Below are 18,412 nucleotides of genomic sequence, written 5' to 3' on the forward strand. Positions count from 1 at the left end.
GTTCCGCAGGTTCTGCGCTCCCGGCGGGCGTCGGCCGTAATCCCGGTGCCCTGCGGGCGGTGGGTTTGTAGGATCTCTCTCGGTTCAGTGATCAACTTAATGGTCCGGACCACTTGAACAGACCCCTGTCGGCGTTCGAAGATTTTGCTCCCCGCTCTCCGCAACCGCGCGGCGGACGGGGAGCGTCTTTGCGGACGCCATTCAGGGCGTCCGGGGGGCGGCGGAACATTGGGCATAGGGGAAGAGCTGTTACGCATGAGGGCATCTGGTGCGCTGTCGCGCGCACTCAACGGCGTACCGGCGGGCGGTCCGGGGGGCGTTCCGATGGACGCGATTCCCGCCAATGTGACACCCGGCGCGAATGTGATGCCTGTCGCGTACAACCCTGCCGGGGGGACGTGTGTCCAACTGGCGTGGCAGAGGTACTCGAATTCACTGCGGTACAGACAAGGGGCGTGGCCCTGCGTCCACCCCGCCGACTCCGCAGCCCCGGCGCGTCCGGCGGCATGCCGGTGATCGCGCCGATGCCCTCAGCGCGGCCGACCCGCATTCCGAATCAGCGCGACGGCGCCGAGAACGGCTTGGCGGCGGGTACGACCGTCGACCATCTCACCGAGACCTACCGGGCGCACTACCGGTCGCTCCTCGGTCTCGCGGCGCTCCTGCTCGACGACACCGCCTCCTGCGAGGACGTCGTCCAGGAGGCCTTCATCCGGGTGCACTCGGCGCGCAAACGCGTCCGGGACCCGGAGAAGACGCTCGCCTATCTGCGTCAGACCGTCGTCAACCTCTCGCGCTCGGCCCTGCGCCGGCGCATCCTCGGCCTCAAACTCCTCTCGAAGCCGATGCCCGACATGGCGAGCGCCGAGGAAGGCGCCTACGACCAGTTGGAGCGCGACGCGCTGATCAAGGCGATGAAGGGACTCCAGCGCCGCCAGCGCGAGGTCCTGGTCCTGCGCTACTTCGCGGACATGACCGAGGCCCAGGTCGCCGAGACGCTCGGTGTCTCCCTGGGTTCGGTGAAGGCGTACGGCTCGCGGGGCATCGCCGCGCTCCGCGTCGCCATGGGGGCCTCGGCATGAGTGAGTACGAGGACCGGCGGCCCCCCGGGGACGAGAAGCGCCCGGAGCACGAGCACAAGCAATCGCACGCTGGGAACGGAACTGTGAACCACGGCCCCGACGAACAGCCCGACAGCCTGGGTACGGACGGACTGGGGTCCGAAGGGCTCGGCTCCGACGAGCTGGCACTGCGGCGGCTGCTGCACCAGGCCGTCCAGGAGATCGAACCCACCGACGGCACCCTGGACCACCTGCGCCGTGCGGTTCCGGCCCGACGGGCCCGCAAGCGCCAGGCCGTGGTCGGCATGGCGGCGGCGGCACTCTTCATCGGCACGGCGATCCCGGCGCTCGTCCATGTCTCCAACTCCTCCGGGTCGAACGCCGACCCGTCCATCGCGGCCAACAGCTCGCAGGCCCAGGGCGGCGCGAACCAGGGCAAGGGCTCGGACGGCGGCGGCAAGGACGCGGGCGGCTCCGCCGGCACGTCCAAGGGCGACACCACGGACGGCCAGACGCAGCCGCCGGGCGACAAGGACAAGGGCGCCGGCGGGGCCGCCACGGGCGGTGCCGACCCCTCGGCCTCCGCATCGGTCGCCACCACGTGCACGGCGGACCAGCTCGGCGGAGCCTCCGGTACCGCCGCCGCCCCGGACTCCAACGGCGCCGTCTACGGCTCCTTCACCGTCTCGAACATCTCCACCACCGCCTGCACGGTCGCCGGCGCCGGCACCGTCAGCGCGCTCGCCCAGGGCGCGGCGGACGCCGCCAGGATCGGTGTGGCCACGCATGTGGCGGGCGACGCGGCCACCGGGCTGCCGGACGCCTCCACGGAGGTCACCTCCCTGGTCCTCCAGCCGGGCACCTCGTACGTGGTGAAGTTCGCCTGGGTGCCTTCCTCGACGTGTCCGGCCACCGCGGACCCCTCACCGGACCCGACCCCGACGGAGGGTGCCACCGACACCGGCGGCACGACCACCGACGGGGCCAGTGGCACCTCGCCCCAGCTCCTCGTCGAGGACGGTGTGCAGGACGGCAGCGTCATCGTCTCCAGCACGGCGGCGACGGGCGGCGCGACGGCATCGGTGACCGTGTCCAACGCCTGCGCGGGCACGGTCTACCACACGGGGATCCTGGCGTCGTCCTGACGGACACGTGACGCTGGTTCCGACCGGCGCGTACCGCTCGGGTCGAGTGGTACGCGCCGGTCGGGTGAAGCGGAACACGGCGCTGGGTGAAGCCATTCGCGGCGCGGGGGCGGAGCCGTGCTCGGGCTCGCCCCGGCCGACCCGGTCGGTCGCCCCGTCAGGCCGATCAGGCCGAGGCGGACGGCGTCGCCGGAGCGGCGGTGCCGGCGTCCTCGGACCGCTTCCCCCCGGCGTCCCGGACGTCCGGGACGAGCCCCAGTTCGGCGTCGCGGACGAACTCCACCTCGCGGCGCAGGAGGCGGAACCACATGAAGACGACGAAGCCCGCGAAGACGAACCACTCGCCGGTGTAGCCGAGGTTCTGGAACGCCTTGAGGTCCAGGCCGGTGTTGTCCGGCGCGGTCGGAGGCACCGTCTTCATCCCGGTGTCGGCCTTGTCGAGCGTGATCCACGCGTCGTACGGGATGTACGGCACGAGGTTCACCAGCGACGCGGAGCTGATCGCCGCGGTCTGCCCCGGGGGAAGTCCGCCGACCGTGCTGACACCGTTCGACCCGGGACTCTCGGACGCCTGGAGCGCACCTGTGACAGTGACCTCGCCCGCGGGCGCGGCCGGGGCCTTCGCCGGGTCGGCGGCACCGGGCAGCCAGCCCCGGACGACGGGCAGCGCCTTGCCTCCGTCGACCCGCAGGAGCGTCAGCACGTAGTACCCGCTCCTGCCGTCGAGTTCCCGGCCGGGCACGAGAAGCTGCTTGCCGTACCGGCCCTTCGCGGTGGTCTGCTTGCCGGACGTCCTGGTGGTCACGGGCAGCATCCCGGCCAGCGGCCGGGCGGGATCCGTCTTGGCCGTGGAGGCCGCCGCGTCCGCCGTCCGGTGGTCCCGCACACGGTCCTCGAACCGCCCCAACTGCCACGACCCCATGAAGATGCAGAAGGGGATGGCCAACAACACGAAGACGTTGATCCCCCACCAGCGGGGCGTCAGCAGGAACCGGTACACGCCTTCCACGGTACGGGGCGGCCGAGCCGGACTCGGCCGTGGGGCCGCTCAGTACCGCTCGGCCAGATGCTCCCGGCCCGCGGGAGGCTCGTACGGCTCGGGCCAGAAGTCGGTCACCGTGGCGATACGGCCCTCCTCGTCCGCCGTGAAGAACGTGATCGCGTGCATCTTCTCCAGGCCCACCGTGAAGTGGGTCCAGGTGACGGCCTGCCCGGGCTCGACCAGGACGCGCTCGATCCGGACGTGCCAGTCGCCCGGATACTCGCGGTTGAACTCGACGTACCGCTCCCTGCCACTGATGCGCTCACGCGTCTGCGGCAGGGTGTAGACGACGTCCTCGGCCAGCAGGTCCGCGAACGCTCCCCATTCCCGGGCGTCGGCGGCGGCCCAGTAACTCTCGACGGTCTTGCGCAGATCGGTCATGCGAAAAAGTCTGCACCCCGGCACTGACAACGGTCCTGAACTGCACACATGTACTCAGGTCAGGACCGTCCCGGCGGACGTGCGGGGAGCGCGGGCGCAGCTGCGCGAGCCGCTCGGCGGGCGGCGGAGCGCGCAGCGGCCGCGGGGTTGTCCACAGGCCGGGGACCTCGTCGGCGCGAGGCGGGGTGAGCCAGGCACTATGGGGCCATGACTGAGAGCACCAGGTCCATCGCCGAGCAGCAGCAGGCAGACATGCCCGACTGGGAGAAGCGCTTCCGGGCACCCCGGGTGTCACTGCCGGACTGGGCGGAGGACGCCCCGCACCGTTCCCTGTTCGTCTCGAACGCGACGGGGACGTACGAGCTGTACGCGTGGGACCGCGCGACGGGGGAGCAGCGCCAGGTCACCCACCGGGCGAACGGCACGACGGACGGGGTGCTCTCGCCCGACGGCGAGTGGATCTGGTGGTTCGACGACAAGGACGGCGACGAGTTCGGCATCTGGCGGCGCCGCCCGTTCGGCGCCGCCCTGATCGCGGGAGGCGTCGACGATCCGGCGGTCCCCGGCCTCGAGCCCTCCTACCCGGCGGGCCTGACCATCGGCCGCGACGGGCGTACGTCCGTCGTGGGCCGCTCGACGGACGACGACGGATCGACGATCCATGTGGCCCGCGTCGGCGAGGCTCCGGTGGAGATCTACCGGCACCGCGAGTCGGCCGGGGTCGGCGACCTCTCGCACGACGGCTCGCTGATCGCCGTCGAGCACACCGAGCACGGCGACGCGATGCACTCGGCGCTCAGAGTGCTGCGCCCGGACGGTTCGACGGTCGCCGAGCTCGACGACACCGAGGGCGGCACGGTCGAGCTGGGTCTCGAGGTGCTGGGCTTCGCCCCCGTCGACGGGGACACCCGACTGCTCATCGGGCACCAGCGGCGCGGTCGCTGGGAACCTCTGGTGTGGGAGGTGACGACCGGCAAGGAGACGGACCTGGGCCTCGACCTCCCCGGTGACGTGGCCGCCGAGTGGTATCCGGACGGCTCGGCCCTCCTGATCGCCCACAGCTTCGAGGCACGCAGCGACCTGTGGCGCTACGACCTCGCCTCCGGCGGGCTGACCGAGGTCCCGACCCCGCCCGGCACGGTCTCCGGGGCGACGGCCCGCCCGGACGGGACGGTGGAGTATCTGTGGTCGTCGGCGGCCGAGCCCTCGGCCGTCCGTTCGACGACCGGCGAGATCGTCCTGGATCCGCCCGGCCAGAAGTCCCCGGGATCGGTCCCCGTGGAGGACGTCTGGGTCGAGGGACCCGGCGGCCGCATCCACGCCCTGATCCAGAAGCCGGCGGGCACCACCGGCCCGCTGCCCACCGTCTTCGAGATCCACGGCGGCCCGACCTGGCACGACAGCGACTCGTTCGCGGCGGGTCCGGCGGCCTGGGTCGACCACGGCTACGCGGTGGTCCGGGTGAACTACCGCGGTTCCACGGGCTACGGCCGCGCGTGGACCGACGCGCTCAAGCACCGCGTCGGCCTCATCGAGCTGGAGGACATCGCCGCGGTCCGCGAGTGGGCGGTGACGTCCGGCCTGGCCGACCCCGACCGGCTGATCCTCACCGGCGGTTCCTGGGGCGGTTACCTCACCCTTCTCGGCGTCGGCACTCAGCCCGACGCGTGGGCCCTAGGCATCGCCGCCGTCCCGGTCGCCGACTACGTCACGGCGTACCACGACGAGATGGAGGCGCTGAAGGCCATGGACCGCACGCTCCTCGGAGGCACCCCGGAGGAGGTCCCCGAGCGCTTCGAGGCGTCCTCCCCGCTGACCTACGTCGACGCGGTCAAGGTCCCCGTCTACATCTCTGCCGGTGTCAACGACCCCCGCTGCCCCATCCGCCAGATCGACAACTACGTCACGCGCCTCGCCGCCCGCGAAGCCGTCCACGAGGTCTACCGCTACGACGCGGGCCACGGCTCCCTGGTCGTCGACGAACGCATCAAGCAGGTCCGCCTGGAACTGGACTTCGCGGAACGACACCTGGGGAAGTAGCCCCGGAACCCCGGCGGAGGGCCGGGCCCCCGACCCCGCGCGGAGGGGCCGGGCCCTCCGTTGCCGGGCCCTGCGGCGGGCTCTCTCCGGCAGGCCTTCTCCGGCGGGCCCCTTCTGCCGGACCTCTCCGCCGGGCCGGCTAGGTTCCGGCCCGCTGCCGAGGCCGCCGGCCGAGCAGTTCCGCGAGCCCCCGCCGTGTCGCGGCGAGCACCACGCGGTCCTCGGACCGCAGGACGTAGGTGGAGGGCAGGTCCCACACCAGGCGGGGGCCGCGCGAGGCGGACGCCGGTTCCGCCCGGCGTTCTCCAGGAGTCGCCGTGTCCAGCGCGAGCACCCGCCAGGCCCCGGCCCGGAACGCCTCCCCCACCGTGCGCCCCTCCAACCGGGGATGCCCGCCCACGTCCACCGCGGCGAACAGCAGCACCCGCCGCTCGACGGGAATCGCCCCGAGGATCTGCCGCCCCAGCATCGCACCGGCGAACGCGGGCGCGGCCAGATGGGACACGCTGCGGCTCCGGGTGAGCGCGCCCGGATGCGCGGCCCGCAGGGTGCGGTACACGGCGGTCGCGAAGTCGTCGTCGTACAGCCGCAGGACGACCCGCAGATCGGGCCGTAGGGTCCGCGCGTAGAGCACGGCCTCCAGGTTCATCGTGTCCGCGCTGGTCAACGCCAGCAGCGCGTGCGCCCGATGAATCTTGGCGGCCTCCAGCACACCTTCCTGCGTCACGTCCCCCAGCACCACGGGCACCCGCAGCCGTCGCGCCAGCGCCAGCCCGCGTGCCTCGGGATCGGCCTCGACGCACACCACGGGAATGCGCAGCTCCCGCAGCCGCGCCAGCACCCGCGTACCGATCTTGCCGACCCCGAGCAGCACCACGTGCCCCGACAGCCCACGCGGCGGCTTGCGCAGCGCGGTCCCGTTGCGGAAGGTGCCGAGCGCCTCCAGCACCGCGGCCAGCAGTACCGGCAGCAGGAGCAACCCGACCATGCCGGAACAGAGTTGGAGGATCTGGCGTCCGAGCGGCTTGCCGATGGCAGGATCGTTGATGGCGAAGAGATCGAGCAGTGTCAGATACGTCGCCTGGAGCGCGGGCTCCCCGGTGACCAGCACCGACGCCACGGCGAGCCCGATCACACATCCGACGAGCCCCGCGAACGACCAGCGCAGCCGCCGGGACAGCAGGGAACCGAACCACGGGACGACGCCCCGCCCGGCACTCAGTTCGGGACCGGAGTACGAAACGTTCTCCAGCACGACGGTGCCGCGTCCGGTCGCGGCGGCCACCGCCCTTTCGTCGGGCAGGAGTTGGGGCCCCTGCGCGCCGCTGCCTTCGGAACCATCGGCGCCGGCGGGGTCGTTGGTCGTGGCGGACAGCAACGCCAGCGTGCACAGCCCCGGATCGGCGACTTCACCCGGACCGGGCGGTGGCCGCTCCACCGCGCGCAGCATCAGCCCGTCGGTCTGGACGACCTTGCTGGTACCGGCCACGGCGGTCGCGGCCAGCGCGGGCGCGGCCGTGTCGGCGTCGGACAGCACGGTGGTGGAGGCGTCGTAGGCCTCGGCGCTCCTGCGCGTCGGCGAGGCGTTCGGCCCCGAGGAGCCTCCGGTGGCGTTCGAGGCGCCGGCCCCGGCCCCTGCATGGAGCGCGCTGTCGGCAGCGGCAGCGGCGAGTGCCGAGGCCTGGTCGAGGAGGGCCTCGATGTGCTGCCCGAGGCGCCGGTTGTAGAGCCGCAGAACCAGCCGGATCCGCGGGTTGAGCCGCCGGGCGGTGAGCGCGGCACGGATGTTGGTCTCGTCGTCGTCGTACACGAGCGCGAGCGCGGCGGCCCGCTCGACACCCGCGTAGGCGAGCGCACCCTCGGTGAGCTCGGCGGCCTCCACCACCCGCTCGGAACCGGGAGTCTCATCGGTCCGGCCACCCCCGGATTCCCCGTCCCCGGCGCCGCCCCCGTTCCCGGAGGCCCGGTTCACCGCCGCGGACACCCGGTCGAACAGGGCCGTGGCCCGCGTCCGCCCGACGACCGGCGGCCGCACACCGCCCTGCGCGGGCGGCACCACGAGGGTCACCCGCTCGCCGTACACCCCGCGCAACTCGGCGGCCAGCCGATGGGCCAGGGCGTCGTCCCCGGCCACCACCATGTGCTCGGCGGCGTCACTCGAAGCACTCTGAGACGGAAGATTCCCCACGAGGAAGAAGACTGCCGCACAGGTACGGGTGGTTCCAGTGGGGAACCCCGGGAACCGGGCCGGTGACCCCGCCTCTTCACCGAGGCCGCTCCGCCGACTCTTCCCTCACTTCGCGGGTGATCCCAGGTGCTCCTGATGTGTCGGAGGTTGCTGTTACCCTCAAGTTGCCTTGTACGGGGGGCAGTTGAGGCTGGGAATCCTGGAAGTGCCGCTGACGCGGGCCCGATCCGCCACCGCCGCCCCGCCACGCCCTTTCGCCTCGGAGGCCACGTTGCCCCGTCGTACCACCGCCCGTGGTGTCGCCGCCGCGTTGGCGGTCCTCGCCGTGACCGCTGGTCCCGGCCCGCTCTCCGTCCCGGCGGGCGCGGACACCGGTGCCGGGAGCACCGCCTTCGCGGCGGAGAAGATCTTCCAGTCGGACCGCTACGTCCCCCGCCGTGACCCGATCTACTCCGCCGGCCCCAGCGGCTACCTGCATGCCCAGGAGGGGAGTTCCGGCTACCTGTGGACGTCGTACGCCACCGGTACGACCACCGGACTGGGCAACCTCGCCCGGCTCGAGATCCCCGCTTACCTCGGATCGTCGTCCGACGTCGTGACCGATGTCGTCTCGTACACCTCGGAGGTCGTCCTCAGGGACATGGCCGCCGGTACCGCCACGGACGTCCCCCTCACCCACGGCACGTACGAGGCAACGTACGGCGCCCATGTGCTGACCCAGGCCCGCGACGCCGACGGCAACCGCACGCTGTGGCTGTACGGTGACGGCGCACCCGCCGAGGGCACCCTCGTCGACGGATGGCCGGCCGGAATCACCGCCAACTTCACCGTCCTGGGCGGCGACAGAGGCACCGCCGTCATCAGCTACGCGCTGGGAGCCACGCGGCACCTGGCACTGGTGGACCTGTCCGCCGCGAAGGTCACCGGCGACGTGACGGTGTCCACCACTCCGACGGCCGTCGCACTCAGCGGCGACCGGCTGGTCTGGTACGCGTACGGCAGCACGGCGCACGTCCTGGACCGCGCCGACCTGTCCGCCCCCGAAACGACGGTGACGCTGCCCGGCACCGAGGGCACCCCGCACCTCGGGATCGTCGGCCGATGGCTCGTGGTCGCGCGTTCCGTACCGTCGAACCCCAACAACTCGGTCGACGAGTCCGGCGAGCCTCTGACGGCTGTCCCTCTCGCGGGTGGTGCCGCGCTCACCCTGCTCCGGCACGCGAGCACCTCGGTCACCGCCACACCGGACGGCGGCCTGCTGACCGTGGGCGGCGCCGACTCCGCGCACTGGGCGGTGCGCAAGCTCACCGACACGGGCGCGGACACGCCGACGCCGACCGAGGTGGCCGCCGTCCCGCCGGCGGCCGCCAGGATCGAGCGGCTGTCGCTGCAGAACGGCACCCTGGCCACCCAGGAGGCCGACAGCAGCTTCATGGGCAGCCTCTACACCCGGCGGATCTCCGCCGACGGGACGCCGGGCGCACGGACCTGGCAGAGCTGGGACGGAGTGCCGGTGGGCCCGTACGCCACCGGAGACGGCCGCGCGGTGACGTTCACCGCGGACTCCGACCCTGTCGGGTCGTACGTCCAGTCCATCGACAAGGCCGACGAGGCCGGCTTCTTCTATCTGCCCTCGGCCTCCGGGACCGTTCTGGACGTCACCGGCCGGTACGCGATCGTCAACGGCTCCTCCCCCGCCAAGCAGTACGTCGGCGACCTCGGCGTCCACTCCGACCTGCGGCCCGTCGTCACCCGCTCCGTCACGGCCGCCTCCGTCTGGGGGACCAGGCTCTGGACCCCGGGCTCCACCACGGGCGTCGTCACCGCCCAGGACCTGAAGACCCACAGGACCACGGACACCGTGAGCACCGGCGCCCCCTGCGTCCCCAAGGAGCTGCAGGCCGTCGGCCGCTGGATCTACTGGTCGTGCGGCACCACCGCGGCGGCCGGCGTCTGGGACCGTACGGCGAAGAAGAACATCCCGGTCCCGTCCGGCGAGGCGCTGCTCGGCGACGGCTACCTGGTCCGGCACGACACCTCGGCCGGAACGCTCCTCCTCACCTCCTTCGCCGACGGCACCGCGACCACCCGTACGATCGGCACCCTCGCGGCGGGCGCCTCCGTACTGCGCGGGGCGACCTGGACCGTGGACAAGTTCGGCGGGCCCGTGGCCTATGTCGACGCGGACCGGCGGATCCATCTGGTGCCCACCGGCGTCACCACCCAGGCGCTCGGTGTCGTCGAGTCCGAGGCGACCGACAACACAGGGGAGAGCGGCACGGTCAGCAGCCCCTGGTGGCAGTGGCGCGGACTGCTTTCCAAGCCCGCCGCCTCCTGGACGGCCACGTTCACCAGCAGGGCCACCGGTGCCGTGGTCCGTACGCTCACCGGCGGAGAGGTGGACGGCACCCTGACCGCGAGGTGGAACATACGGGACACCGCGGGCGCGCTCGTTCCCAACGGCACGTACACCTTCAAGCTGACGGCCCGGCCCGCGGACGGTTCCGGAGCGGCGGCGACGGTGTCGCAGACGGTGAAGGTGTCCGACGGGGCCGCCGTACGCCACGACTTCACCAGCGGTGACACATGGGCGCCCGACGGGATCGGCGACGCCCTGACCCTCACGTCCTCCGGTGTCGTCGGCTACCGGCCCGGCAACGGGGCGGGCGCCTTCAGCGGGGGAATGTCGGCCTCGGGCTGGCCCTCCTCCGTGACGCTGGTCCCGTTCGGCGACGTCAACGGCGACCGCCGCGACGACATCCTCGTCCGGTTCGGCAGCGGCGAACTGCGGGTGTACCGGACCATGCGCGGGCAGGCCTTCGTGACCAGCACCCCGCACACCTCGCTTGGCACCGGCTGGAACCAGTACAACGCGCTGACCTCGCCGGGGGACATCACGGGCGACGGCCGTCCGGACCTGATCGCGCGCAAGGCGTCGACGGGAGAGCTGTTCCTGTACAAGGGCACGAGCACGGGGACTCTGTCGGCGCGGGTGCGGATCGCGGCGGACTGGTCCGGCTACAAGAAGATCGTGGGCGTCGGCGACTTCAACGGCGACGGCCGAGGTGACCTCCTGGCCCAGGACAGGTCCAACACCCTGTGGCGGTACGACGGCAACGGCTCCGGCGGCTTCAAGCCCAGGGTGAAGGTCGCGACGAACTGGGGCTCGTCGTACAACGTCGTCGTCGGTGTCGGTGACATCACCGGCGACGGCAAGGCGGACATCGTCTCCCGCGACACCTCCGGCAACGTGTGGCGCAACACGGGCAACGGAGCAGGGTCGTTGGGGGCCCGCACGAAGATCGCCACGGGGTGGCAGGCATACAAGGGCGTGTTCTGACGCCCTGGTCAGCGACCGCGCCCGGGTGACCACGTCCGGCCCGACGGCCGGCAGCACCACGCCGACGACGCCCCGCCTTTTCCCGGGCGGGGCGTCCCGTGCCGTACCCCCGTCAACGGCCACCGGCCCGGCAGGCCACGGCCCGCACGCCCGCCGTACGCTGCCGAGATACACGCAGACAGCCCCCGGGGCGCCCGGGCTCTCCTGATCAACGGCACTGTCGGCGTGGGCAAGACACCCGTTGCCGAGGCGGTGGGCGGCCTTCTCGCCGACGCCCGGGTCCCTCACGCCGTGCTCGACCTCGACCGGCTGAGCAACTCCCGGCCCGCGCCTCCCGGCGACCGCTTCAACTTCGGCGTGCTGCTGCGGAACCTGCGGAGCATCGTCGGCACTACCTCGATGCCCGAGCCACGCGCCTCGTGCGGACGTACCCGATCCGAGCCGCTGTTCTCGCGGACTCGTGAGGGGTGGGCCGTTGCCGTCCAAAGGGTGAGCTCCGCGACGCGGGCCGCCGTGAGACGGGGTGATGGCTGTTGAGCTCGGGCGCGCCGAGGGTGGAGGTGTTCCGGCGGTCGCCGGCGTGGATGTACGTGGCGCCGGTAATCGTGATGATGCCGTTGGTTTGACTGCCGTATGTGTGCCGTCTGCGACGGGATGCCGCTTTTGAGACCAGAGTTATCGGATTCTGGACAGAATCGATGGCCGCCCTTTACAGATGTAGTCGGCACCAATCAAAAATGATCGGGAGCTTGAGGTGCGGTTCACTCGGTGCGGCTGACCACACCGCTCACGTTCAGGACCTCGTGACATCCCTGCGCCTGGCGGCCGGTGGCCGGAGTGCCCGGCTTCGTGCAGGTCACTTCGATGGTCACGGTGTTGTTCGCGGGGATCTTGATGGGGGTGACCCAGTGGTAGTCCTGGTTGCGGAAGGTTTCCAGGGCGATCGTGGTGATCTTGCGGTTGCCGAAGGTGATCGTCATCACCCCTTCATCGCCCTGGAAGTTGGCGACGACGATGTCCGTCACACCGAAGACGCTCTTCTCGGGCACCTTGTAGGTGCCGGCCTCGGTCGCCCCGCCGGAGGTCTTCAAGTCGATGGTCGCCGAGCTCTGCTGACCGCCGCCGACCGCGGTGCCGTCCCCGGTCGAGGTGCCGTCGCCGCCCGCTCCGGAACCGTTGCCGGTGCCCTTGCCCTGACCGTCGGGCGAGGCGCTGGCGCCGCCGGAACCGCTGCCAGGGGTCTGCCCGTTGCCGCCCTGCTCTCCTGCGGGCGTGGGGCGCGGCTGGACCACCTCGTTGGCCGCCTCCTTCGCGGCGCTGCGCACCGCCGGGCGGACCAGCGTGAACCAGGCGAGCAGCAGCGCGAGCAGCGCCGCGAGCACGGCGAGCAGCCACTTCGGGAAGATGGGGATCTGGACGAACTCCGCGTCCAGCGGCGGCGGGTCGGCGATCTCGTCCGGCTGGGTCCCGTCCCGGTCACCGGTCTCGGCGGTGGCCAGGGTGAACGGCCACACCGCCGGGGAGCCGAACCACACGGGCTTGCCCGTACGGACCCGCAGCCCGACCTCGACCGACTCGCCGGGCTCCAGCTTCGGCTCGGCCGGGTTGAAGGCGAACGCCAGCTCCTCGCCCGCCTGGCCGGGGGTGAAGCCCACCTGCACCGGGGTGTTGCCCTGGTTGCGTACCGCGAGCCGGTAGCGGCCGCGCAGCCAGCCGCGCCGGCGGCGCGGGGCCAGCTCGGTCCGCAGCTCGTGGAACTCCTCGATGCGCACGGTGGTTTCGGGGACCGTCACCGCGTCGGGGTGCTCGGCCGGCAGAACCCGTACGCCCAGAGGCAGCTCACCGGCGCGTATCTCCGGCGAGCGCGGTGGCTCCAGACGGATCGTCACCGTCTCGGAGGTGCCGGGGTAGAGGGAGACCCTAGGGGGTTCCACGGTGGCCCAGGAGGCGCAGTCCCCGACGACCTCCAGGCTGTACGCCTCGACGATGTCGCTGTCGTTGCGGACGGTCAGGCTGGTCGTGGCGGTGCTGCCGGGCGCCACCGTCACGGCCGGGATGTCGAGGCTGGGCGCACCGGGGCCGGAAGAGGCTGCAGAAGGCGTCACGCGACCACGGTAGGAGCGGGCCCGGGCCGCCACGAGGGGTACGAGGGCAACACGCGGGCAGTCGTGATGCCTTTGAAGCCCAAGTCAACTCCTTTACGTTTGTAAGCCGTTGATGTGGCCCGCCGTCGTGCCCACTCCGCTTTCCGGCCTTTCCGGCCTTTCCGGCGATCGCCCCGCCCGCCGCGTCCACGCTCCCCCACGCACTCATGAATCAGGTGGTAATACGGCCATGTTCCTTTCGGACGAGCACAATCCGGCCTCATCGGCCCTCACGGCACCTGTGGTCGCCCCGGCCCGGGCCACGCACCAGTCCTCCCACTCCGATCGTCCGGTCCGGGTGACCCTGGCCGTCTACGCCGCCGATCCGGTCCTGCGCGTCGGCGTCGTCCAGCAGTTGCGTCAGCGCCCCGAGATCGACCTGCTCGACGACGCCGACGTGGAGCAGGCCCAGGCGTCGCTGGTGGTCGTGGACCACGTCGACGACGATGTGGCCGCCCTGCTGCAGCGGCTGCGGCACACCGGCAGCCCTACGGGCCTCGTGGTCGGCACCCTCGGGTCCGGCGCACTGCAACGCGTCATCGAGTGCGGCGTGTCGGCGGTGCTGCGGCGCGCCGAGGCCGACCAGGAGCGGCTCCTCCACCTGGTCCTGGCGATCGCCAACGGCGAGGGCGTGCTGCCCGGCGACCTGCTCGGCAAACTGCTCAGCCACGTGGGCAGCCTCCAGCGCTCGGCGCTCGACCCACGGGGCCTGTCCCTGTCCACGCTGACCACCCGCGAGGCGGACATGCTGCGCCTGGTGTCGGAGGGCCTGGACACCGCGGAGATCGCCCGCAAGACCGCGTACTCCGAACGGACCGTCAAGAACGTCCTGCACGAGATCACCACCCGGCTGCAACTGCGCAACCGGGCCCATGCGGTCGGCTACGCACTGCGCAACGGGCTGATCTGACAACGGCCCGCGACGCGCCGGTCCGACGACGCCCGGGCACCCCGGCGCTGCCTGAGGGCTCACCGCACTGCCCGAAAGCACACCCCGCGCTTCCCCCGGGTACGGCCCCGCCGCCCTGCCGCGCCGCGTGCGGCCGTCGCACAGTGGCAGGGGTACGTCCAGATGCTGCACCAGACTGCGAGGTGGACCGTGATGCGCACCGCCGGCCCCGGTGGGCGGTACCGCCCGGGAAGACTCGGGGCGTCGCTGCTGCTGTTGATCCCGCTGTTCGTGGTGACGGCGGCCTCCGGACAGGGCAGCGCCGAACCCCGGCCGCAGCCGGCGGCCGGCACCACCGGCACCCGGGTCGCCTACGCCGGTACCGGGCACCGCAGCCTCGGCACGGTCGCCACCACCACCTCCAGCACCCCGCTGTTCGCTGCGGGCCCGGCCCACTACGACGTCCAGCCGTCCGCCCTCGGTGACCAGATGGTCTTCGCGAGCCGGCGCGACGAGAAGACCCCGCAGATCTACCTGCGCGCCGCCGACGGTTCCGTACGACGTCTCACCGTCGGCATGGACGCGGCGCACCCCCGGCTGACACCGCGCGGGCAGTCCGTGGTGTTCGACGCGGCCGGGTCCGGGGGCCCGGACGGCGGGACGCAGCGCGACCTGTGGCTCGTACGCACCGACGGCACAGGTCGTCTGACGCGGCTCACCGACACCCCCGCCGACGAGGAGGGCCCGACGGTCTCCCCCGACGGGCAGCAGCTGGCGTACTCCGGTGACGGCGACGTGTCGGTGGGACGGCAGATCTACGTACGGCCGCTGGCAGGCGGCACCGCCACCCGGATCACCGGTCCCGCGAACGGCACGGCGTCCGAGCCGGCCTGGAACCCGGTGGACGACGACGAGAACCGGGACTGGATCGCGTACACCGCCACGACCACCGTCGACGGGAAGAGCGTGCCCCTGCTGCGGGTGGCGAACGCGGCCGGGACCGGCGACGAGCCGCTGTTCGGGGGTGCGTACGCGACCTGGCGTGCCCACGGGGCGGCGTGGAAGCCCGACGGGGACGGGGTGGTGTTCCTGAGCCCCGAGACCACCTGTACGTGCGAGGGCGACTACGACCATGTGTTCGGTTCGCCCGCGCACTCCGACCAGGAACCCGCGCTGGTGCTCAACGAGGACCGGGAGGTCCTCTCGCCCACCTGGCTCGGCCCGCTCGACGGCGGCGGCGTGGTGGTGGAGCGCACCTCCGCGGCGGCCCCCGACAAGAACCACCCCGGCGCGCACGTGGTGACGCTGCAGGACGTCCGGGCGGACGGGTCCGACCCCCGCGACCTGGGGCTGACGATCCTGAACGAGGACCCGGCGGCCGACACCAACACCGATCCCGCCAAGGACCCGCTGTTCCGGCCGGCGTCCGGGTTCGACCCGTGGACCGAGCGGCAGAACTACACGCCCGACGGACGCCGGATCGTCGTCACCCGCTTCGAGACCGACGCCGACGGCCGGCGGATCGAGCGGATCTGGATGGTGGACGCCGACGGTTCCAACGCGGCGCCCATGCCGCTCAAGGACCGCGCCGCGACGGACTGGGACACCGACCCGACGTTCTCCCCGGACGGCAAGCACCTCGCCTTCACCCGGACTTCGCCGGGCGGCGTCGGTGAGGCCGCGGGTCCCAGCCGTATCCTCATCGCGGACGCGATCACCGGGGCGATCACCGGCGAGGTCACCCCGCCGGCCGGGGAGCAGACGGGCGGCGACGCCCAGCCCACCTGGTCCTCCGACGGCACCACCCTGGCCTTCACCCGCAACGAGGTGATCGACGGGGGCGGCGGCAACAAGCACATCTGGACCGTGCCCGTGAACGACCTGTCCCGGCAGCGCGACCTGAGCGCCACGATCTGCCCAGGCAGTTGCGAGGTCATCGACGACAGCCCGGCGTTCTCCCCGGACGGTCTCCGCATCGCCTTCAACCGCAAGAACGGCGCGGGCCGGATCGACGAGCGGAACGGCATCCTCCTGACGTCGCTGACGGGCGCCGACTGCCGGGTGCTGCTGCCCACCGCCGCCCGTGACCTGCCCGGCGCCTGCGGCCGGGAACTGCCGGAGAACACCGGCCCGTTCCAGCCCCGCGACGCCGCCTGGACGGCCGACGGCAAGGGGCTGGTGATCAGCGCCCGCCCCAGTCGTCCGGTCAACACCCCCGAGAAACTCAAGCTCCTGGACATCGCGTCCGGCAAGCTCACGAAGCTCACGACCGAGCTCGAGGGCCGGCAGAAGGAACCCAGCGTCCAGCAGTCCGTCGACCTCGCCGTCAAGGCGCCCGGCACCGCCCCGGAGGTGACCGTCGGCGACTCCACCACGGTCCGCGTCGACGTCGTGAACAACGGCCCCGCCGCCTCCCCCGGCACCACGCTCACCATCGACCCGCCGGCCGGTGTGCAGGTCACCGAGGTGACCCGGCCCGGGGGCACCTGCGAGGCCGCCTCGCTCCAGTGCAACGTCGGCGTGGTGGAGCCGGGCGGCACCGTCCCGGTGACCGTCACCCTCACCGGGGTCACCGCCGGCGACCAGCCGGTCGACTGGTCGGTCACCGGTACGGTCCTGGACCCGGAGCCCAGCGACAACGCCGGCCGGACCGTGGTCCCGGTGCGCGAGGCCACGCCGCCCCCGACGCCCACCCCGACGCCCACGCCCACCCCGACCCCGACGCCCACTCCGACTCGGACTCCGACTCCGACACCCACTGTGCCCCCGCAGGCGCCCGAGCCCGACGCCGGGCCCGGGGTGAGCGTTTCGGCCCGGCCGAACCCCGGCTACGTCGGCGGCCGTGTCGTGGTGACGTACACCGTGCGCAACGGCCGCAACGCGCTGGCGACCGGGCTGCGGCTGCGCATCGGCCTTCCCAAGGGCATCCCGGACAGCGGGCCGCCGGCGGGCTGCGACGCCTCCTGGGTGTGCGCGCTGCCGGACCTGACGCCGGGCGCGAGCACCGTCGTACGCGTCGTGCTCAGCCCCGACAAGGCGCTGACCGGCCGCGTCACCGGCGTCCTCACCACCACCGGCACGGACGCCGACAAGAGCGACAACACCGCCCGGCAGCGGCTGCGCATCCTCCAGCCCCGCATCATCGCAGTGCCGGCGATCGGCAGGCCCGGCTTCGTCACCTCGGTGCGCGGCAAGGACTTCCCACCGGGAGTACCGGTGCGGTTCACCTGGAATCCGGGGATCACCGCGGCGGCGGCGCCGACCGTGCCGAAGCCGGACGGCACCTTCATCGGCCAGCTGCTCATCCTCGCCAAGGACCAGACCGGACCGCGCACCATCACCGCCAAGGGCCCCGGGTTCTCACCGGTGAAGACCGACTTCCTGGTGGTCAGCGGCAGCGTGCAGCCGCCCGACGAGGTGACCCGCCGGTGATCCACGAGGTCGACGAGGGGTTGCGCCGGCTGCTCGGCGAGTCCGGCCTGCAGGCGTCGGGCATCGAAGTGGTGTTCGACGCCCCCACCCGGGACTGGGCGGCGCGCCGCAGCGCCCCGACGGTCTGCGTCTTCCTGTACGACATCCGCGAGGACGCCGTCCGGCGCGGCAGCGGCGCCGGGGAGGTGTACGACGCGGACGGGTACCTGGTGGCGCGGCGCACCCCGCCCCGCTGGTTCGAGCTGACGTACCTGGTCACGGCGTGGGCGAGCCGCCCGCAGGACGAGCACCGGCTGCTCTCGCAGGTGCTCGCCACTCTGGTGGCCACCGACACGCTGCCCGCGCGGCTGCTCACCGGCACGCTCGCCGAACTCGGCCTGACCGTGAGCCTGGACGCCGGAGGGGCCGGGCTCGACGCGCCGGCCGCCTCCGATGTGTGGTCGGCGCTCGGCGGAGAGCTGAAGGTGTCGCTCGGGGTACGGGTACGGGCCCCGCTCGCCGGGGTGAGCACGGCCGTCGCGCCGCCGGTCACCGAAGGGCTCGTCGTGCGCTCCGCCGCCCGCGGCGAGAACGGCGATGCGACGCCGGGACGTCGGCTGCGCTACAGGGAGACGGCCGACCCGGGCCCGGACGGCTTCGCCGGCCCGCGTGAGCGGGGCCTCGCCCCGGCCAGGCGGCGCCACCGGGGAGACCGCCAGCCGTGACACACACCGCCGAACCCGTTGTCGTCACCGAATCCGTATCCGTCAC

At 72.5% G+C, this 18,412-nt stretch carries 11 protein-coding genes; 7 read left to right on the forward strand and 4 right to left on the reverse strand.

The annotated features are described in order from the left end of the window. Window positions 1-506 precede the first annotated feature (506 nt). Together N4G66_RS26715 and N4G66_RS26720 are read left to right on the forward strand one after the other, a co-directional pair. Window positions 507-1,082 (forward strand): SigE family RNA polymerase sigma factor, encoded by a 576-nt coding sequence (locus tag N4G66_RS26715; protein WP_315903695.1) that lies wholly within the window; start codon window positions 507-509, stop codon window positions 1,080-1,082. Further along, window positions 1,079-2,206: a hypothetical protein gene (locus N4G66_RS26720; protein ID WP_261706750.1), complete on the forward strand. Its 1,128-nt coding sequence runs from the start codon at window positions 1,079-1,081 to the stop codon at window positions 2,204-2,206. Before N4G66_RS26715 ends, N4G66_RS26720 begins: the two co-directional genes overlap by 4 nt. Window positions 2,207-2,372: 166 nt before the next feature. Here N4G66_RS26720 and N4G66_RS26725 read toward each other — a convergent pair whose 3' ends face one another. Both N4G66_RS26725 and N4G66_RS26730 read right to left on the reverse strand, forming a co-directional pair. Then, window positions 2,373-3,206, reverse strand: coding sequence for an SURF1 family protein (locus tag N4G66_RS26725; protein ID WP_261706751.1), 834 nt, complete (start codon window positions 3,204-3,206; stop codon window positions 2,373-2,375). 48 nt (window positions 3,207-3,254) lie between these two features. Next, window positions 3,255-3,629 carry a nuclear transport factor 2 family protein gene (locus N4G66_RS26730; RefSeq protein ID WP_261706752.1) on the reverse strand — a complete coding sequence of 125 codons (375 nt, stop codon included), beginning with the start codon at window positions 3,627-3,629 and terminating at the stop codon, window positions 3,255-3,257. A gap of 207 nt (window positions 3,630-3,836) precedes the next feature. On the opposite strand from N4G66_RS26730, the gene N4G66_RS26735 reads away from it, so the two are divergent. Continuing rightward, window positions 3,837-5,669 carry a S9 family peptidase gene (locus N4G66_RS26735; protein WP_261706753.1) on the forward strand — a complete coding sequence of 611 codons (1,833 nt, stop codon included), beginning with the start codon at window positions 3,837-3,839 and terminating at the stop codon, window positions 5,667-5,669. 139 nt (window positions 5,670-5,808) lie between these two features. Here the strand turns inward: N4G66_RS26735 and N4G66_RS26740 are convergent, their stop codons facing one another. Continuing rightward, the gene (locus tag N4G66_RS26740; RefSeq protein ID WP_261706769.1) at window positions 5,809-7,809 is read right to left on the reverse strand and encodes an NAD-binding protein; all 2,001 of its coding nucleotides are present in this window, start codon (window positions 7,807-7,809) and stop codon (window positions 5,809-5,811) included. A gap of 319 nt (window positions 7,810-8,128) precedes the next feature. Here N4G66_RS26740 and N4G66_RS26745 point away from each other — a divergent pair, with 319 nt between their 5' ends. After that, window positions 8,129-11,197 (forward strand): FG-GAP-like repeat-containing protein, encoded by a 3,069-nt coding sequence (locus tag N4G66_RS26745; protein ID WP_261706754.1) that lies wholly within the window; start codon window positions 8,129-8,131, stop codon window positions 11,195-11,197. Window positions 11,198-11,958: 761 nt separating this feature from the next. On the opposite strand, the gene N4G66_RS26750 is transcribed toward N4G66_RS26745, so the two are convergent. Continuing rightward, window positions 11,959-13,302, reverse strand: a complete 1,344-nt coding sequence (locus N4G66_RS26750) for a COG1470 family protein (RefSeq protein WP_261706755.1) — start codon at window positions 13,300-13,302, stop codon at window positions 11,959-11,961. A gap of 229 nt (window positions 13,303-13,531) precedes the next feature. Between N4G66_RS26750 and N4G66_RS26755 the strand changes: the two genes are divergently transcribed. The 3 genes from N4G66_RS26755 to N4G66_RS26765 all read left to right on the forward strand — a co-directional run bounded on the left by N4G66_RS26755 (window position 13,532) and on the right by N4G66_RS26765 (window position 18,366). Continuing rightward, window positions 13,532-14,251: a helix-turn-helix transcriptional regulator gene (locus N4G66_RS26755; protein ID WP_261706756.1), complete on the forward strand. Its 720-nt coding sequence runs from the start codon at window positions 13,532-13,534 to the stop codon at window positions 14,249-14,251. A gap of 192 nt (window positions 14,252-14,443) precedes the next feature. Then, window positions 14,444-17,662, forward strand: coding sequence for a hypothetical protein (locus N4G66_RS26760; RefSeq protein WP_261706757.1), 3,219 nt, complete (start codon window positions 14,444-14,446; stop codon window positions 17,660-17,662). After that, window positions 17,659-18,366, forward strand: a complete 708-nt coding sequence (locus tag N4G66_RS26765; protein WP_261706758.1) for a DUF4255 domain-containing protein — start codon at window positions 17,659-17,661, stop codon at window positions 18,364-18,366. The genes N4G66_RS26760 and N4G66_RS26765 overlap by 4 nt, the downstream gene beginning before the upstream one ends. Window positions 18,367-18,412 lie beyond the last annotated feature (46 nt).

Origin of the sequence: Streptomyces rhizosphaerihabitans, from assembly GCF_025399795.1 — a bacterium.
In the GTDB taxonomy this organism is placed as follows: domain Bacteria; phylum Actinomycetota; class Actinomycetes; order Streptomycetales; family Streptomycetaceae; genus Streptomyces; species Streptomyces rhizosphaerihabitans.